General features: G+C 63.5%; 17 protein-coding genes. 6 read left to right on the top strand and 11 right to left on the bottom strand.

Going from position 1 to position 17076, the window contains the following annotated elements; translation table 11 throughout:
• Positions 1–34: 34 nt before the first annotated feature.
• From rplT to RT614_RS00375, 4 genes are all read right to left on the bottom strand, one after another.
• Positions 35–394 (bottom strand): 50S ribosomal protein L20, encoded by a 360-nt coding sequence (rplT, locus tag RT614_RS00390; protein ID WP_006218741.1) that lies wholly within the window; start codon positions 392–394, stop codon positions 35–37.
• Positions 395–411: 17 nt separating this feature from the next.
• Positions 412–609, bottom strand: a complete 198-nt coding sequence (gene rpmI / locus RT614_RS00385) for a 50S ribosomal protein L35 (RefSeq protein ID WP_008159912.1) — start codon at positions 607–609, stop codon at positions 412–414.
• Between the two features lie 363 nt (positions 610–972).
• Entirely contained in the window at positions 973–2499 is a 1527-nt protein-coding gene (locus RT614_RS00380; protein ID WP_313619481.1) for a YifB family Mg chelatase-like AAA ATPase, read from the bottom strand.
• A 175-nt stretch (positions 2500–2674) separates the two neighbouring features.
• The gene (locus RT614_RS00375; protein WP_313619480.1) at positions 2675–2926 is read right to left on the bottom strand and encodes an accessory factor UbiK family protein; all 252 of its coding nucleotides are present in this window, start codon (positions 2924–2926) and stop codon (positions 2675–2677) included.
• A gap of 672 nt (positions 2927–3598) precedes the next feature.
• Here RT614_RS00375 and RT614_RS00370 point away from each other — a divergent pair.
• Both RT614_RS00370 and amt read left to right on the top strand, forming a co-directional pair.
• On the top strand, positions 3599–3937 hold the full coding sequence (locus tag RT614_RS00370) for a P-II family nitrogen regulator (RefSeq protein WP_006218735.1): 339 nt from the start codon (positions 3599–3601) through the stop codon (positions 3935–3937).
• A gap of 28 nt (positions 3938–3965) precedes the next feature.
• Positions 3966–5204 (top strand): ammonium transporter, encoded by a 1239-nt coding sequence (gene amt, locus RT614_RS00365; protein ID WP_313619479.1) that lies wholly within the window; start codon positions 3966–3968, stop codon positions 5202–5204.
• 181 nt (positions 5205–5385) lie between these two features.
• Here amt and ptsP read toward each other — a convergent pair whose 3' ends face one another.
• The 6 genes from ptsP to thrS form a co-directional block, all read right to left on the bottom strand.
• Positions 5386–7095, bottom strand: a complete 1710-nt coding sequence (gene ptsP, locus RT614_RS00360) for a phosphoenolpyruvate--protein phosphotransferase (protein ID WP_313620617.1) — start codon at positions 7093–7095, stop codon at positions 5386–5388.
• Between the two features lie 103 nt (positions 7096–7198).
• Positions 7199–7468 carry an HPr family phosphocarrier protein gene (locus tag RT614_RS00355; protein ID WP_313619477.1) on the bottom strand — a complete coding sequence of 90 codons (270 nt, stop codon included), beginning with the start codon at positions 7466–7468 and terminating at the stop codon, positions 7199–7201.
• A gap of 108 nt (positions 7469–7576) precedes the next feature.
• The gene (locus RT614_RS00350; protein ID WP_313619475.1) at positions 7577–7978 is read right to left on the bottom strand and encodes a PTS mannose transporter subunit IIA; all 402 of its coding nucleotides are present in this window, start codon (positions 7976–7978) and stop codon (positions 7577–7579) included.
• Between the two features lie 19 nt (positions 7979–7997).
• Positions 7998–8984, bottom strand: coding sequence for a glutathione synthase (gene gshB / locus RT614_RS00345; RefSeq protein WP_313619473.1), 987 nt, complete (start codon positions 8982–8984; stop codon positions 7998–8000).
• 163 nt (positions 8985–9147) lie between these two features.
• Positions 9148–9699, bottom strand: a complete 552-nt coding sequence (gene infC, locus RT614_RS00340) for a translation initiation factor IF-3 (protein WP_076812461.1) — start codon at positions 9697–9699, stop codon at positions 9148–9150.
• A 20-nt stretch (positions 9700–9719) separates the two neighbouring features.
• Complete coding sequence (thrS, locus tag RT614_RS00335; RefSeq protein ID WP_313619471.1) at positions 9720–11672, bottom strand: threonine--tRNA ligase; 1953 nt, start codon at positions 11670–11672, stop codon at positions 9720–9722.
• 588 nt (positions 11673–12260) lie between these two features.
• On the opposite strand from thrS, the gene RT614_RS00330 reads away from it, so the two are divergent.
• The gene (locus RT614_RS00330; protein WP_313619470.1) at positions 12261–12998 is read left to right on the top strand and encodes a response regulator transcription factor; all 738 of its coding nucleotides are present in this window, start codon (positions 12261–12263) and stop codon (positions 12996–12998) included.
• 58 nt (positions 12999–13056) lie between these two features.
• Here the strand turns inward: RT614_RS00330 and hemN are convergent, their stop codons facing one another.
• A complete protein-coding gene (hemN, locus tag RT614_RS00325; protein WP_313619468.1) occupies positions 13057–14487 on the bottom strand; it encodes an oxygen-independent coproporphyrinogen III oxidase in 1431 nt (476 codons plus the stop codon).
• Positions 14488–14649: 162 nt separating this feature from the next.
• Here hemN and RT614_RS00320 point away from each other — a divergent pair, with 162 nt between their 5' ends.
• From RT614_RS00320 to RT614_RS00310, 3 genes are all read left to right on the top strand, one after another.
• Positions 14650–14916 (top strand): hypothetical protein, encoded by a 267-nt coding sequence (locus RT614_RS00320; RefSeq protein ID WP_313619467.1) that lies wholly within the window; start codon positions 14650–14652, stop codon positions 14914–14916.
• 180 nt (positions 14917–15096) lie between these two features.
• Positions 15097–15834: a FadR/GntR family transcriptional regulator gene (locus RT614_RS00315; protein WP_313619466.1), complete on the top strand. Its 738-nt coding sequence runs from the start codon at positions 15097–15099 to the stop codon at positions 15832–15834.
• Entirely contained in the window at positions 15831–17075 is a 1245-nt protein-coding gene (locus tag RT614_RS00310) for a Zn-dependent hydrolase (RefSeq protein ID WP_313619465.1), read from the top strand. The genes RT614_RS00315 and RT614_RS00310 overlap by 4 nt, the downstream gene beginning before the upstream one ends.
• Position 17076 lies beyond the last annotated feature (1 nt).

Genomic DNA, 17076 nt, shown 5'->3' with positions numbered 1-17076 from the left:
TTTGCAGCGATGCGCGATGAGTTAAAGCGCGCGATCAGGCAGCCAAGGCAGCCTTGGCTTGCTGCACGATGGCGGCAAAGCCGGCCTTGTCGCGCACGGCCAGATCGGCCAGGACCTTACGGTCGAGTTCGATCGAAGCCTTCTTCAGGCCAGCGATGAACACGCTGTAGCTAACGCCATGCTCGCGGACGGCCGCGTTGATACGCGTGATCCACAGAGCGCGGAACGTGCGCTTCTTGTTACGACGGTCGCGGTAGGCGTATTGGCCAGCGCGCATGACTGCTTGCTTGGCAATACGGAACACATTACCGCGGCGGCCACGGTAACCCTTGGCGGCGGCAATGACTTTCTTGTGACGTGCGCGGGCAGTTACGCCGCGTTTGACGCGAGGCATAGTAGATCTCCCTTAGATCAAGCGAAAGGCATCATGGCCTTGACGGAGGCCACGTTGGAGTCATGAACCGCCGCAGAGCCGCGCAGTTGACGCTTGGCCTTGGTGGTCTTCTTGGTCAGGATGTGACGCTTGAACGCCTGACCACGCTTGATGGAGCCGCTGCCGCGCACCTTAAAGCGCTTCGAGGCGCTTTTCTTGGTTTTCATCTTGGGCATGATGATTCCCTAAACTAAAACACGCATTGTTGATTTACATGACGCCAGGTGCTTGGCGCGCGCTTGAGCCAAAGCCTTCACGCGACGGCAAAACTTGGGGACCTGTTGCCACTTCTTGGGGGTACTGCTTTGGGGTACTTCTTGGGGGTACTGCTGGGATAGTGCTGTCGGGCCACGCTTGCTGGATACCCACACAATCCGGGTACTTGATCCAGCGGCCTTCGGGCACAGGACTTCGCCCGTTGCCGGCAAAAAATTAGCCAGATCCGGGAAAGCCTTTGATTATATGGTGATTTCTGGCGTTTTGTCGAGTCGGCAGGCGCTCGGGGGGCAAACGGGGGACGCGACGCACCACCTCGCGGATCATACTCCCGGACGCCGGTACTGCACCGCCTGGGCAACATGGCGGGCCGCCAGCTTGTCCTGGCCGTCCAGATCGGCGATCGTGCGCGCCACGCGCAGCGCCCGGTGCATGGCTCGGGCCGATCCCCTCAGGCGCCGCATGGCCTGTTGCATCAGGGCCAGCGCGTCTGCGTCCATGGCGCAGAACTCGTCTAGTTCGGCCCCAACTAGGCCCGCGTTAGGCTTGCCCTGTCGGTTGTGTTGACGTTCCCTGCACTGGATCACGCGCGCCCGAACCGCATCCGACGCCTCGCCGGGCGGGCCTGCCATCCAGTCCGGGTCGGATGGCGGCAGGGCCACGTGCAGGTCGATGCGGTCCAGAAGCGGACCCGAAATCTTGCCCGCATAGCGCGCCACTTGATCAGGTGTGCAGGCGCAGGCGCGCGCCGGGTGGCCTCGCCACCCGCATGGACAAGGGTTCATCGCGGCGACCAGTTGAAAGCGTGCCGGAAACTGCGCCGCGTGCAGGGCTCGGGCAATGATCACCTTGCCGGCCTCCAGGGGTTCGCGCAGAGCTTCCAGTGAGCGGCGGCTGAATTCGGGCAGCTCGTCCAGAAACAGCACCCCATGGTGCGCCAGGCTGATCTCACCCGGCCGCGGGCGCCCGCCCCCGCCTACCAGCGCGGCCACCGACGCCGAATGGTGAGGCGCCCTGAAAGGCGGATGACCTGTCAGGATATCGGATAGCCCCGCCGTCGCCGCCACGGCCGCGGCTTCCAGCGCCTGACCGCGGTCCAGCGGGGGCAGCAAGCCCGGCAGGCGGGCGGCCAGCATGCTCTTGCCCGCGCCGGGCGGCCCCACCATGAGCAGACTGTGGCCGCCTGCCGCGGCGACCTCCAGCGCGCGGCGGGCGCCGGGCTGCCCTCTCACGTCGGACAGGCAGGGAATGGGCGCCGCGGGCGGCCAAGGTTGGGGAATCGCGTCGGGAAGCAAACAGGCGCCAGCAGCATGAGCCGCCACATCAGCCAGGCAGCGCGCCGACAATACCCGCAAACCAGGCACCCACGCGGCCTGCTCGGCGCTGCCCGCGGGGAGGATCAGCGTGGCGTCCGGGGCATCCCGGGCAACGCTCAATGCGATGACCAGCGGCGCGGCGACGGGCACCAGCGCCCCGGTCAGGGACAGCTCTCCGGCCAGCACCAGGCGCGCAAGCGCAGGATCCGGCGCGGACGGATTCGCATCGTCAGACCCGGGGGCCGCCAGCTGGCCGGAGGCCAGCAGCAGACCCAGCGCGATGGGCAGGTCGAAGCGCCCGGACTCCTTGGGCAGGTCTGCCGGCGAGAGATTGACGGTGATTCGCCCGGGAGGAAAATCAAACCCGCTGTTGATGATGGCCGCCCTGACCCGCTCGCGGCTTTCCCGCACCTCGGTATCGGCCAGACCCACCACATTGAAGCCCGGCAGTCCCGGCCCCAGGTGCGTCTCGACCCGGACGGCATGGGCGTGCATGCCGCAAAGGGCCCTGCTGGCTAGAACGGCAAGCGTCACGGCGGTCTCCGAATGAGTGCGGGCCCGCCAGTATCCGCAAAAAAAAACGGCCGCAGGTGCGGCCGTGACAAAACGCTCTCTTGAATAGGCGCCCCGTTCAGGGGTGATCGCCCGGGTTGTGGCTTGCCGACCGCACTGGCCGGCCGTGCTAGCCGGCCGCGCCTGGCCGGCCGCGCTACTTATCCAGGCCGGACAGGCGCGATTCCATTTGTTGGACCTGAGCGGCCAACTGATCGACCCGGGCGCGGGTGCGTGCCAGCAGATCAGCCTGGACGTCGAACTCTTCGCGCGTGACCAGATCAAGCTTGGAAAACGCCTGCGTCATCATGGCCCGCACGTTACGCTCGACATCCGCGGCGGGACTGCGGGCGATCAGGTCGGAGATGTTCTTTTGAAGGTCTTCCATCCATTGGGTGCGATTGTTCATACAGGCCTCTCGATGTTCTTGATGCCTCAAGTGTAGTGCGTCGGATCAATCGTTTCAGGGCGGTCCGCGGCGCAGCGCCAAAAAAAAGGGCGGGCCGCATGCGGTAACCGCCCTTCAAAGCACAGGAGAAAACCGGGCTGCCGCAGAGCAACCCCCTACCAACACCGCTAGCCTCGCCGCCGGCGGAACCGGCAACGCCTTGCCATCAGCCAAATGCCTGATGCGCATCCTGAATCCGATTCTTCTCGACCCCGACGAGGGCAACAAGCCGGTCCGTGTAAACCCTCGTATCACGGTCGCTCCCCAAATTTTGGCCGCTCCTGGTCCGACGGACTCTGCAAAAGGTGAGGTGTCGCGGCCGTAGAACCGCAGCCTGCAAGGCTCCGCCGCGTGCGCGCTATTGAACGCGGAGCCGCGACACGCGCCTTGTGTGGCAAAGCAAGCAACCAAGTTCGCATCAAATCGCTACAAATCCTCCGCGCGGAACATATTTGGTTGCACTCCCCGAAACAGCGCACTCCGCACCGAATTGAGGCCGCTGGCCGTGCATGACGCACCACTATGGTGCTCAAGCGCACAACTCCTGCGCGTCCAGGACGCTGCGACGGCCTGAAGCAACATGGCACGGATATTGCTTGAACCAGGGTGCGTGCAACCATGAGAGGAAATGCCATGAAACTCATCATCGCCATCATCAAGCCCTTCAAGCTCGACGAAGTGCGGGTGGCTCTGTCCGGAATCGGGGTCCAGGGACTGACTGTCACCGAAGTGAAGGGATTCGGCCGCCAAAAAGGCCACACCGAACTCTACCGAGGCGCCGAATACGCCGTCGACTTCCTGCCGAAGCTGCGGGTCGAAGCCGCGGTGCCCGACCATCTTGTCGATCAGGTCATCGAAGCGATCGAACAGGCCGCCCGCACCGGAAAGATTGGCGACGGCAAGATCTTTGCCGCCCCCCTCGAACAAGTGATCCGTATCAGAACGGGCGAAGCCGGCGAAGCTGCGCTGTAAATAAATAAAGACTCAATGGAGCCTGAAAATGGATAAAGCAGATATCTCCTGGTTGCTCGTCTCTACCTTGCTTGTATTGATGATGGCCGTACCCGGCCTGGCGATGTTCTATGCCGGCCTGGTGCGCAGCAAGAACGTGTTGTCGGTATTGCTGCAAGTGCTGTGCACGTTCGTGCTGGGCCTGGTCCTCTGGTTCATCTATGGATATTCCCTCGCGTTCACCGAGGGCAACGCCTTCTTCGGTGGCCTGTCGCGCGCCTTCTTCTCCGGTATGCTCACTCCGGCGGACGGCTCGTATGCGATGTCCAACACGTTGACCGAACTGTTGTTCGCCTCGTTCCAGGCAACGTTTGCCGGCATCACCTGCGCCCTGGTCGTCGGCAGCTTCGCCGAGCGCGCCCGCTTCTCGGCCGTGCTGGTGTTCACGGTGATCTGGTTCACGTTTGCGTACGTGCCGATCGCTCACATGGTCTGGTTCGCGTCGGAGACCGCGCCTGGGTTGCTCAACGCCAAGGGTGCTTTGGACTTTGCCGGCGGCACCGTGGTGCACATCAACGCCGGCGTGGCCGGGCTGGTGGGCGCATACGTAGTTGGCAAGCGCGTGGGCTACGGCCGCGAAGCCATGCAACCGCACAACCTGCCGATGACCTTCGTGGGTGCAGCCCTGCTGTGGGTGGGCTGGTTCGGCTTTAACGCCGGTTCTGCGCTGGCCGCAAACGAGAATGCCACGCTGGCCTTCTTCAACACGATGATCGCAACGGCCGGCGCCGTCCTGGCCTGGCTGTTCACGGAATGGGCCATCAAGGGCAAGCCCTCGATGCTGGGCGCCGCTTCCGGCGCCGTCGCAGGCCTGGTCGGCATCACCCCCGCCGCCGGCCTGGTTGGCCCGGTGGGCGCACTGATCATCGGCGTGGTCGCAGGCGTGGTCTGCGTCTGGGGCGTGAACGGACTGAAGCGCTTGCTCCGCGCCGACGACGCGCTGGACGTGTTCGGCATCCACGGTGTCGGCGGTATCGTGGGCGCCCTGCTCACCGGCGTGTTCAACGCCCAGGTTTTCGGCGGCCCCGGCCTGGCCGAGCCTGGCATGATCGCCCACCAACTGTGGGTCCAGCTTGAAGGCGTGCTGCTGACCATCGTCTGGTCTGGCGTGGTGGCGTGGATTGCCTACAAGATCGCCAACGCCCTGTGCGGCCTGCGTGTGCCGGAAGACCAGGAACGCGAAGGCCTGGACGTCACGAGCCACGGCGAATCGGCCTATCACAGTTGACCCACCCCCGAGGCGCGTTCGCGCCTCCCCCTCAAGGGGGCGCCGCGCAGGGCCCGGCAAAGCCGGCTCCCTGGCGGCCCGGATCGGGGGGACAGCGATTGTGTGTGGAGTATGTAAAAAGCCCGGACCTTGCGGTTCCGGGCTTTTTACATTCCACGGCCTGGCGGCGCCGAAGCGCGTTTCAGGTCGGGCCCAGCGCGTCCAGGTCCACGGGCAGCGCCCGGTTCAACGCCGCGGCCACCTTGATGCGCAGCGCATTGGAGTGCGCGCGGCGGACTTCCCGCTTTACGTCCAGCAACTGCTGCGGATGCATCGAAAATTCGGTCAGGCCCAAGCCCAGCAACAGCCGCGTCATGCGGGAATCGCCCGCCATTTCGCCGCATACCGCCACCGGCTTGCCCGCTCGCTCGCCGGCGTTGATGGTGTTGGCCACCAGCCGCAGCACTGCGGGATGCAGCGGATCGTACAGAGACGCCACGTCGTGGTCGCCACGGTCGATCGCCAGCGTGTACTGGATCAGATCGTTGGTGCCGATGGACAGGAAGTCCAGCGCCTGGGCGAACGGTTCAATGGCGATCGCGATCGCGGGGACCTCCACCATGGCGCCCACTTCCATATGGGCGGCGTAGGCTTGCCCCCGGGTGTCCAGTTCGCGCCTGGCGGCCTCGATGGCGGCCTTTGTCGCCACGACCTCGTGCATGTGGGCGATCATCGGAATCAGCAGGCGCACCGGCCCGTGCGCGGAGGCCCGCAGGATGGCCCGAAGCTGGGTCGCGAACATTTCAGGACGCGCCAGGCAATAGCGGATGGCGCGCTGTCCCAAAGCCGGGTTGGTGGCCACGGTGGCTTCGCCATCCAGCGTCTTGTCCGAGCCGATGTCCAGCGTGCGGATCGTGACGGGCCGGCCGGCCATCACCTTGACGACCGAGGCGTAGGCCTCGTATTGCTCTTCTTCGCCAGGGAGGTCCGGGCGCCCCATGAACAGGAATTCGCTGCGGAACAGGCCGATTCCGTGCGCGCCGGACGCCAGCGCAAGCGCCGCCTCGTCCGGCAGTTCGATATTGGCATGCAGGACGATGTCGATCCCATCCAGGGTGACGGAGGGCTCATCGCGCAACAGGCTGAGTTCGGCGCGCTCGTCCGCGTACGCGGCTTGCCGGCGGCGGTATTCCTGGAGGATACGGTCGGATGGATTGACCACAACCGCGCCGGCAGCACCGTCGATGATCAACATGTCGCCGTCGCGAACCAGTTCGCGCACGTTGCCCATGGCAACCACCGCGGGCACGCCCATGCTGCGCGCAACGATGGCGGTATGCGAGGTCGGCCCACCCAGATCAGTCACAAACGCGGCGAAACGTCCGCCGCGCAGGCGCAGCATGTCCGCAGGCGAAATATCGTGCGCCACCACGACCAGGGCGTCGTCGCCGCCCATGTGGGACATGTCGGGGAGGATCGCGGACGTGCCCGCCAGGACATGCAGCACCCGCTCGATGACCTGGCGCACATCGGCCCCGCGCTCGCGCAGATACTCGTCCTCCATCGCGTCGAACTGCTGGCCCAGGATCTGGCCCTGCGTGGTCAGCGCCCATTCGGCGTTGTAGTGGCGTTCGGCGATCAGGGCGAGGGTCTGCTCCGCAAGCAGCGGATCGCCCAGCAGCAGACTGTGGACATTGAGCATTGCGCCGAGCTCGCGCGGCGCGTCGGCCGGCAAGGTGTCGGCCAGCTGCAGAAGCTCTTGTTGCGCCGAGGCCAGGGCTTCGGTCAAGCGGCTGCTTTCGGCGGGGATGTCTTCCGGCGAAATGCGATAGTGAGCCACTTCTAGCGCCGCGGCGCCCATGACGACCGCGCGTCCGATGGCGTAGCCCTTGGCGACTCCCTTGCCGTACAGACACACAACGGGGCTGGCAGAGCCAGCCCCGTTGCGGGCGTCGATGGGGGACGCGGACGAACCGCCCAGAGCGGGGCTCTGGGCGGACGCTTCGGAAGAAACTCTATTCCTGCTCACCGAATTTGCTGTCGAACAAGTTTTCAATTTCGGAAAGAGCCTGGTCGGCATCGCTGCCGGAGGCTTCGAGCTTGACAGTCACTCCCAGCCCAGCGGCCAGCATCATCACGCCCATGATGCTCTTGGCGTTCACGCGTTGCGCGCCGCGTGAGATGAAGATTTCGCTGGAAAACTTGCTCGCAAGCTGCGTAAGCTTGGCCGCGGCCCGGGCGTGCAATCCCAGTTTATTGCTGATGACAATGTCAGTATTAGGCATAGGAAAGATTATGACCGCGGACTACGCCGCGGTGTTGATCGCAGCCAATCGTCGAACCGATCTTCGGCTTGAAATAATAGCCGACATAATAGGGCAATTTTCCGCTGGTCAGTCTACTCGCAAGACGCCTTGAACACCGCCGGCAAGGGCCTTCTCCCGAGTTTCGGCCAAAGGCAGGTTGCGGTAGGTCAACGCGCGCAGCAGCATGGGCGTGTTCAGCCCCGCGAGCACACAGCACTGGATACCCTGCGCCTGGGCATCGGCGACTGCGCGCTTGGAGATATTGGCGGGCGTGGCGCCGATCAGGTCGGTCAGCACGAGCACGCCCCCGCCGTGATCCTGTTCCAGGATGTCTTTCAGGACATCCGGCGCCAGATCGTCGGGAAGGTCTTCGGGCAGGATGTCGTGGATCGCAAGCATGCCGTCGAGATTGCCCATGACGTGGCTGGCGCATTCGCGCATTGCCGCGCCCAGAGGCGCGTGCACGACGATCACAATACCCGTGGTCATGTCTGCGGTTCCGAAAGGATCAGGCTGCTGCGGCGCTGGCTGCCACGGGTTTACCCGCTACTGCCTGTTCCAGCGCCTGGACAAACATGTCCGCGACGTCAAAGCCGGTCTGCTCGGCGATTTCCACGAAGCAGGTGGGGCTGGTGACGTTGACTTCGGTGACGAAGTCGCCGATGACATCCAGGCCCACCAGCAGCAGGCCGCGCGCCGCCAGCTTTGGCGCCACGACCTCGGCGATCTCGCGGTCGCGCGGGGACAATTCCTGCGCCACGCCGCGACCGCCAGCCGCCAGGTTGCCGCGCGTTTCGCCAGCCAGCGGAATGCGGGCCAGCGAATACGGAACGGGCTTGCCGCCGATCAGGAGGATGCGCTTGTCGCCTTTGACGATGTCCGGAATGTAACGCTGCGCCATGATGGTGCGCGCGCCATTGTCGGTCAGCGTTTCCAGGATGGCGTTCAGGTTGGGATCCTTGGGCTGCAGGCGGAACACGCCCGTGCCGCCCATGCCGTCCAGCGGCTTGACGATGACGTCCTGGTGGAGATCGTGGAAGGCCTTCAGACGAGCCATGTTGCGTGTCACGAGCGTGGGCGCCGTGAACTCGCTGATTTCAGTGATGGCCAGCTTTTCGGGGTGGTTGCGGATGGCCGCACCGCGATTGAAGACGCGGGCGCCCTGGGCCTCGGCGTATTCAAGCAGATGGGTGGAATACACGTATTCCATGTCGAACGGCGGATCCTTGCGCATGACCACGGCGCCGAAGTCCGCCAGCGGCAGATCACGGCCGGCGGATTCCCGCCACCATTCATGACCGTGCAGGTCGGCATCGGCCACCAGTTCGATGGGCGTTGTCAGCGCCTTGACGACGCCGGCCTCGATATAAAGGTCGCCCTGCATGGCCACGCTGAGCGTATGGCCGCGCGCCACGAGGGCGCGCATCATGGCGACAGAACTATCCTTGTACGCCTTGAGCAGCGGCAAGGGATCCAAAACGAACAAAACGTGCATCGCGACACCCCGAACGGACGCCGCCTCCCCTTGCGGGAAGGCGGCTTTGCTTTGTGACATCGTAGCCCAGAGCCGCCCAATAAGCGAACCCGCCGGTCACGAGACGGACACGGCGGGTTGCAGGAATGGAAGGCGGGGCCTTGCCTGACCGGGAATCCGGCGCTCAGGCAGCCGATTCAGGCTTGCCCGCAGGCACGGCCTTTTTCTTCGGCGCCAGCACCATGACCATCTGACGGCCTTCGAGCTTTGGCATGGCTTCGACCTGGGCAAGCTCCAGGAGGTCGTCGCGTACGCGCTCAAGCACCCGCATGCCGAGTTCCTGGTGGGCCATTTCCCGACCACGGAAACGCAGCGTCACCTTGGCCTTGTCGCCTTCCTCGAGGAAGCGGCGCAGATTGCGCAGCTTGACTTGATAGTCGCCCTCGTCGGTCGCCGGGCGGAACTTGACTTCCTTGACCTGGATGACCTTCTGCTTGGAGCGGGCTTCAGCCTGGCGCTTCTGCTCTTGGTACTTGAACTTGCCGTAGTCCATCAAACGGCAGACCGGCGGCTCGGCGTTCGGCGCGATTTCCACCAGATCCACGTCGTTTTGCTCGGAAAGACGGAACGCGTCGGCGATCTTGACGATGCCCAGTTGTTCTCCGTCCAGACCTATCAGGCGCACCTCGGGGACGCGGATTTCACCGTTGATGCGATTGGCTTTTTCAGTGGCGATGTTGAAAGCTCCTAGAAATGTTAAGCAGCGCTGCTATCGGGTTGATTGACGTCTCGGCGGGTGGCTACGTCCTCGGAAAGTCGCGCGACGAATTCGTCGAATGCGATGGCGCCAAGGTCCAGCCCACCCAGTCCGCGTACGGCGACAGTGCCGTTCTGTTTTTCCTTGTCGCCGACGACAAGAATGTACGGCACCTTCTGCAGGCTGTGCTCCCGAATTTTACGAGTGATTTTTTCACCGCGCAAATCGGACTCAACTCTAAAGCCTTGTTTTTTCAGGCTTTGCGTGATTTGCGCCGCATAATCGGCAGACGGTTCGGAAATGCAGCATACAACGGCCTGCACCGGAGCCAGCCAAGGCGGCATGGCGCCAGCGTGGTTTTCGATCAGCATGCCGATAAACCGCTCGAGCGAACCGAGAATCGCGCGGTGCAGCATGACGGGCGGACGGCGCTGGTCGTTCTGATCCACGAATTCGGCGCCCAGGCGCACGGGCATGGAAAAGTCCACCTGGATCGTACCGCACTGCCAGTGGCGGCCGATGGCGTCCTTGAGCGTGTATTCCACCTTCGGGCCGTAGAAGGCGCCCTCTCCGGGCGAAATCTCGAACTCGCAGCCCGTACGACGCAGGCTTTCCATCAGGGCGGCCTCGGCCGTGTCCCAGACCTCGTCCGTGCCGATGCGCTTTTCAGGGCGCGTGGCGACCTTGTACAGGACCTCGGTGAAGCCGAAATCACGATAGACCTTTTGCAGCAGTGCCGTGAAATCGGCGCATTCATCCTGCAATTGCTCTTCGGTACAGAAAATATGGCCGTCGTCCTGCGTGAAACCGCGCACCCGCATCATGCCGTGCAGGGAACCGGAGGGTTCGTTGCGGTGGCACTGGCCGAATTCGCCGTAGCGCAGGGGCAGTTCGCGGTAGGAATGCAGGCCGGCGTTGAAGATCTGCACGTGACCCGGGCAGTTCATCGGCTTCAAGCCATAGACGCGGTTCTCGGACTCGGTCGTGAACATGTTTTCACGGTAGTTGTCCCAGTGCCCGGTCTTTTTCCAGAGCGAAATATCCAGGATCTGCGGCGCCTTGACTTCCTGGTAGCCGTTGTCGCGGTACACCGAACGCATGTACTGCTCGACCTGCTGCCACAGGGCCCAGCCCTTGGGGTGCCAGAAGATCAGGCCGGGCGCTTCGTCCTGGAAGTGGAACAGGTCGAGTTCCCGGCCGATCTTGCGGTGGTCGCGGCGCTCGGCCTCTTCAAGCATGTGCAGGTAGGCATCCTGCTCGTCCTTGGTAGCCCAGGCGGTGCCATAGATGCGCTGGAGCATTTCGTTCTTGCTGTCGCCGCGCCAGTAGGCGCCGGCCACCTTCATCAGCTTGAAGACCTTGAGCTTGCCGGTGGACGGCACGTGAGGGCCGCGGCAAAGGTCGATGAAGTCGCCTTCACGGTAGAGGCTGAGCGGCTCGTTGGACGGGATCGAGGCGATGATTTCCGCCTTGTACTTTTCGCCAATGCCCTTGAAGAATTCGACGGCGTCGTCGCGGGTCCATTCTTCGCGCGTGACCACTTCGTCTTTCTTGGCCAGTTCGGCCATCTTCTTTTCGATGGCGGCCAGGTCTTCAGGCGTGAACGGGCGCTTGTACGAGAAATCGTAGTAGAAGCCGTTGTCGATCACCGGACCGATGGTGACCTGGGCGTCCGGAAAAAGCGACTTGACGGCATAGGCCAGCAAGTGCGCCGTGGAATGGCGAATCAGATCCAGGCCATCCGCGTCCTTGGCGGTGACGATTGCCAGGCGGGCGTCGCCTTCGATGCGGAAACTGGTGTCCACCAGACGCGATTCCTCGCCTTCGACCGTGACGCGGCCGCCCAAGGCGGCCTTCGCCAGGCCCGTACCGATCGATTGCGCCACTTCGGCAACCGTTACCGGCCCCGGAAATTGGCGCTGCGAACCATCGGGCAATGTGATCTGTACCATCGGGAGTGCTTCCTGGGTTCTTGGAACGAAAAAACGAAAAACGGAAACGAAAAACGCGGCTTGAAAGCCGCGTTCATTTGATTGTCTTGATGAGTTCTACCGCTGACCTGACACGGTGAAACCCGACGCACGAAAAACTAACGCGACATGGGGCGAAAGTTCCGGGTGGTAGTTCGTGCGAACGGGAGAAACATGGTCTTTGTGGCCGGTTGGTACGCGCGGTGAAATGGCGCGCAAAAGATACAGCAGAACGACTGCAGCTACGGATGCTGCGCTTATGGTTGCGTATTGTAGCACCCTTTGCATGCCCCCCGTGGCGAAAACGCGACGGTGGTGGCGTGCAGGCTATGCTGACCCCCGTATAACGCCACGGTGGCGTTTTACGAATCTCTCCAAACCCTGCAAATCAATGCGTTCCCAATATCTATCAGGCACGGCCGTACTTCAGTCCGATTTTTCCTCGTTTCACGTCCGCACCGTCCCGCTAGAACGTAATCTGCCCACCAAATTTTAAGATCACTCGCGACCCGCGCCCGGGCCATTCGTGTCGCCGAGGCCCTCTTATCCTTGTCCGCTCGTGGAGCAACGATGAAGCCAGTTTCAGAGTCAGCAAGCCAGGCGCCCTCGCCCCACGACGCCTCCGTCCTGCAGAGCCACTACGCCGGCGCGCGGCGGCATCTGCTTTTGTCCCGCCCGCCTCCGCTTATCAGGGTGGCGGTCCTGGATGATCACCCGGTTGTGGCGCTCGGCGTCGGAGCTTACCTGGAAAGCTGCCCGGGCTTCCAGGTTATCCATCGCGAAACCTCGGCCCGCGAACTCCTGGAAAAACTGGCCCAGTCCGCGTGCGACGTGGCGCTGATCGATTTCTATCTGCCGCTGGAGCCCTGGGATGGCGTCAACTACCTGCGTCGGGTCCGCCGCTATCATCCGAACATGGCGATCATCACGTTCACCGCAGGCAACCGGCTTGAAACCGAATACGCGGCGTACCGCGCCGGCGCCAATGGATACCTGGCCAAGCAATCGGGCATGGTCTTGCTGCCGGACATGATTCGCGGAGTGGTCAGTTCCATGGGCCAGTTCCTGACAGTGCAGGAAGGCAAGATCCGCAGCGCGCTGCCGTCCCCGCCGCACGCGCTGCTGACAACCTCTGAAGTGGAAATACTTCGGCACATCCGGCAGGGCCTGTCGGTGACGCAGATTGCCGACCGGCTGGTGCGCAGCAAGAAAACCGTCAGCACGCACAAGCGACGCGCCATGCGCAAGCTACAGTTGTCGGATGATCTGTCGCTGGCGCTCTATCTGCGCGACAAGTTCGCCGAATGAATTTGCCGAACGAACAGGCACGCGCCGCCACGTGGCGGCGCGTTGATCTTGAAAGACCTTAGATGATGCGCGAGTAGCTGGCGATCGTAATGGCCTTGCGCAGATAGCCGTCGAAAACCATGGCCACCGCCCGCACGAAATACCACCCCAGGCCCGTCACCTGAATTTCATCCAGTTTGATATCGACCAGGCCCAGTTCCGCCAGGCTGGCCATCTGGGTGAGCTCGCGGCTGAAGTACTCCCCAAACCGCAGGCCGTGGCGTGCCTCGATGCGAGCGTAGTCCACGCGTCCCTGGCACATGATGTCCATGATGACTTCGCGGCGGACCAGATCGTCGGGGCTTAGCGCCAAACCTCTTTCAACCGCAAACTTGCCGGCCTCGATGGCTGCGTAGTATTCGTCGAGCACCTTGGCGTTTTGGCTATAGGTGTTGCCAATTCGGCCGATGGCCGACACGCCCAGCGCGATGAGATCGCGATCGGGCTGCGTGCTGTAACCCTGGAAATTGCGGTGCAGTTCGCCGCGCTGCTTGGCGATCGCCAAGGCGTCGGTGTTCAACGCGAAATGGTCCATGCCAATATAGGTGTAGCCCTGCTTCAGGAAGCCCTGAATGGCTGCACTGAGCAGGCCCACGCGCGTCGCGCGGTCGGGCAGGTCGGCTTCCTGGATGCGGCGCTGGGGCTTGAAGCGTTCGGGCAGGTGCGCGTAGGCATAGAGCGCGATGCGATCGGGCCGCAGGGCGATGACCTGTTCGATCGTGCGAGCAAAGGATTCGGCGGTTTGCAACGGCAGGCCGTAGATCAAGTCCACGTTGACCGATGCATAGTCCAGCGCCCGCGCGCTTTGCATCAGCGCGGCGACGTCTTCATAGGACTGCACGCGATGCACCGCCACTTGCACGCGCTTGTCGAAATCCTGCACGCCAAAACTCAGCCGATTGAAGCCTAGCTGCCGCAGATACGCCAGCCGTTCGGGCGTTGCCGTGCGGGGATCGACTTCGATCGAAACCTCGGCATCGGGTTCAAAACGGAAAGCGCCTTGCAGATCCGACATCAGGCGAGCGAGTTCTTCATCGGACAAGAACGTGGGGGTTCCGCCCCCGAAATGCAGTTGCGAAACCGGCACGCCCTGCCCCAGTTCCTGCACGTGCAGCGCGATTTCGGCGGCAAGCGCGTCCAGGTAGCGAGCAGCCCGGTCGTGGTGGCGCGTCACTACCTTGTTACAGGCGCAGTAGTAACAGACGGACTCGCAAAAGGGAATGTGAACGTAGAGCGACAAGGGCTCGGCGGGACTGGCGGCGCGACGCTGCCGTAGCCCCTGGCGGTATTCCTGTTCACCGAAACCGCCGTGATAGCGGTCTGCGGTGGGGTATGAGGTGTACCGCGGCCCGTTTTTGTCCAACCGGGCCAGCAGTTGAGGTGGAAAAAGCGGCTCGGCGGTGGCGGGCGCCGGCGATTCCGAAGATTGTGGGCGTAGAGCGGCTTGCATGTGCCCGATTATTCGCCTGTGCCGACACGCGCATATTGATCTTGCGCAAACCGCGGACACCACTTCTGCCGCCGGGCAAGTCGCGACGTGCTCACCAGCGGGCGCGACCGCGCTCTGCGACCCTTAAAATGCGGCCAATCCCAACGCAAAAAGGACCTTTCCATGGACTCAGAACTGGACGGCCGCCTGTTGGCCATTCGCCAGGCCGTGGCGATCGCGATCGCTCTTTCCACCCGCAGCAGTCCCCAGGCCACCGATATGGCGCTGGAGTTGCTGGGCGACCTGAAGGCGAATCTGGACAGCACGCCGTCGGACAGCCCGTTCGAGAAGCCGGAGTGGGTGCTTGGCGCCCATGATGAGCTGGACGGTATCGCCCGTCTGGTGCGAGCCTTCACGCAAACGCCCGAGCCGGACGAAGACGGACAGTAGTTCGGCCGCGTCCAGTGTTACGTGCGGGGTCACGGCCTACTGGCCTGACCACTCCACGAAAAGAGGTGGAATCCCTCACATCGTTATCCCTGAATTCGGTGAATTAGCCTTTTATTTCAATATGAAGGTGCCTATATTGGTGGCCTGACCACCAGGCCATCCCATTGCGCAGAACGCCCAATGAGCACCTTCCAAGCCGTCGCCGTCACGCGTCTTTACCGAATGATCGCCGACCAGATCGCCGGCCGGATCCGGGCGGGCGACTTTCCCCGCGGGCGGCGCCTGCCCTCGGAACGGGATCTGGCCGAACAGTTGCAGGTCAGCCGCGCATCGATCCGGGAAGCGCTGATCGCGCTGGAGATCGAAGGGTATGTAGAGGTGCGGGTAGGCACGGGTGTCTTCGTCACCGACACGGTGAACGCATCCGCGGCAGCGACGACCGCGTCGGACAACACGGCGGCGCGGGGGGACGACATCGGTCCGTTCGACCTGCTCGAAGCCCGTCTCATCATCGAACCCGAATGCGCCGGCATGGCCGCGCAACATGCAACACCCTCCCAACTTGCGGCGATCCGCAACGCGCACGACGGCATGTCGCTGACGGAAGCGCCTGGTCGCCATGATCGCGAATTCCACGGCGCCATCGCCGCAGCCTGCGGCAATGCCGCGCTGGCAGCCTCGGTGGCGCATTTGTGGAACCTGACCATGTCCAGTTCCGTTTACCGCCGGATGCAGGACTATTTTGTGGACGCCAGGGTCTGGGCCGTGGCCCACGCCGAACACCAACGCATTCTTACCGCCGTACTGGCGCGCGACCCCATTCGCGCCCGCCACGCCATGCATGCGCACCTGCTGGGCATCCTGGCGCGGCTGCGCGAAGACTTTGGCGATGTTTCCAACCACCGAGGCGACCTATGACTTCCCCTACCCTGTCCATCGACGGCAACCGGCTCTGGCAGTCCTTGATGGAGCTGGCCCGCATCGGCGCCACCCCGAAGGGCGGCAATTGCCGCCTTGCCCTGACCGCGCTGGATGGCCAGGGCCGCGACCTGGTGACGGGCTGGATGCGCGAGGCCGGCATGACGGTTCGCGTGGACCAGGTAGGCAACATCTTTGCCCGACGGGCCGGGCGCAACGACGCCCTGCCGCCAGTCATGACGGGCAGCCACATCGACACCCAGCCCACCGGCGGCAAGTTCGACGGCTGTTTCGGCGTGCTGGCGGGACTTGAAGTCATCCGCACCTTGAACGACGCCGGCGTGCAGACCGACGCCCCCCTGGAAGTCGCCATCTGGACCAACGAAGAAGGATCGCGTTTCGTGCCCGTGATGATGGGCTCGGGCGTCTTCGCCGGGAAATTTCCGCTTGAAACCGCCCTGTCCGCGCGCGATGCGCAAGGGATCAGCGTGCGCGACGAATTGCAGGCCATCGGCTACGCGGGCGCCGAGCCGGTGGGTGGACGGTCCGTGGACGCCTACTTCGAAGCGCATATCGAACAAGGTCCGATCCTGGAACACGAAGAGAAGACCATCGGGGTGGTGACCGGATCGCTGGGCTTGCGCTGGTACGACATCACGGTGACCGGCATGGAAATGCATGCAGGCCCCACCCCCATGCCGATACGCCGCGACGCGTTGTTTGCAGCCAGCTTCCTGCTGCAGGCCGTCGTGAACATCGCCAACACCCACCAGCCGCACGGGCGCGGAACGGTGGGAGAAATCCATGCCCATCCCGGTTCGCGCAACGTCATCCCGGGGCAGGTCCGCTTCACCACCGACCTTCGGCACGAAGATGAAGCCACGTTGACGCGCATGGACCAGGAATGGCGGCGCATCTGCGACGACATCGCGGTCGCGCATGGCGTGCGCGTCGACGTAAAGGATGTGCAGTACTTCCCGCCGACGCCCTTCGATCCCGACCTGGTGGACAAGGTGCGCAAGGGCGCGGCCAGCCGCGGACTGCCGGCCATGAACATCGTTACCGGAGCAGGGCACGACGCGGTCTACATGGCCGCCGTGGCGCCCACGGCAATGATCTTCGTGCCCTGCAAGGACGGCATCAGCCACAACGAGATCGAAGACGCGCGGCCCGAACATCTGGAGGCCGGCTGCAACGTATTGCTCGACGCCATGGTGGCGCGGGCCAACAGCGCGCGCTAGC

The sequence above is a fragment of the Achromobacter sp. genome, from assembly GCF_032102605.1.
Taxonomy (GTDB): domain Bacteria; phylum Pseudomonadota; class Gammaproteobacteria; order Burkholderiales; family Burkholderiaceae_B; genus Achromobacter.
Note: the sequence above shows the minus strand (reverse complement) of the source record. Positions and strands in the feature narration are given on the sequence as shown.

Bases quoted from the DNA above. Each gene is read 5' to 3' on its own strand.
- thrS (WP_313619471.1), bottom strand. From the start codon at position 11,672: ATGGTACAGATCACATTGCCCGATGGTTCGCAGCGCCAATTTCCGGGG.
- RT614_RS00315 (WP_313619466.1), top strand. From the start codon at position 15,097: ATGAGCACCTTCCAAGCCGTCGCCGTCACGCGTCTTTACCGAATGATC.
- hemN (WP_313619468.1), bottom strand. From the start codon at position 14,487: ATGCAAGCCGCTCTACGCCCACAATCTTCGGAATCGCCGGCGCCCGCC.
- RT614_RS00370 (WP_006218735.1), top strand. From the start codon at position 3,599: ATGAAACTCATCATCGCCATCATCAAGCCCTTCAAGCTCGACGAAGTG.
- RT614_RS00375 (WP_313619480.1), bottom strand. From the start codon at position 2,926: ATGAACAATCGCACCCAATGGATGGAAGACCTTCAAAAGAACATCTCC.
- RT614_RS00330 (WP_313619470.1), top strand. From the start codon at position 12,261: ATGAAGCCAGTTTCAGAGTCAGCAAGCCAGGCGCCCTCGCCCCACGAC.
- RT614_RS00355 (WP_313619477.1), bottom strand. From the start codon at position 7,468: ATGCCTAATACTGACATTGTCATCAGCAATAAACTGGGATTGCACGCC.
- amt (WP_313619479.1), top strand. From the start codon at position 3,966: ATGGATAAAGCAGATATCTCCTGGTTGCTCGTCTCTACCTTGCTTGTA.
- RT614_RS00320 (WP_313619467.1), top strand. From the start codon at position 14,650: ATGGACTCAGAACTGGACGGCCGCCTGTTGGCCATTCGCCAGGCCGTG.
- gshB (WP_313619473.1), bottom strand. From the start codon at position 8,984: ATGCACGTTTTGTTCGTTTTGGATCCCTTGCCGCTGCTCAAGGCGTAC.
- RT614_RS00310 (WP_313619465.1), top strand. From the start codon at position 15,831: ATGACTTCCCCTACCCTGTCCATCGACGGCAACCGGCTCTGGCAGTCC.
- rplT (WP_006218741.1), bottom strand. From the start codon at position 394: ATGCCTCGCGTCAAACGCGGCGTAACTGCCCGCGCACGTCACAAGAAA.
- rpmI (WP_008159912.1), bottom strand. From the start codon at position 609: ATGCCCAAGATGAAAACCAAGAAAAGCGCCTCGAAGCGCTTTAAGGTG.
- RT614_RS00350 (WP_313619475.1), bottom strand. From the start codon at position 7,978: ATGACCACGGGTATTGTGATCGTCGTGCACGCGCCTCTGGGCGCGGCA.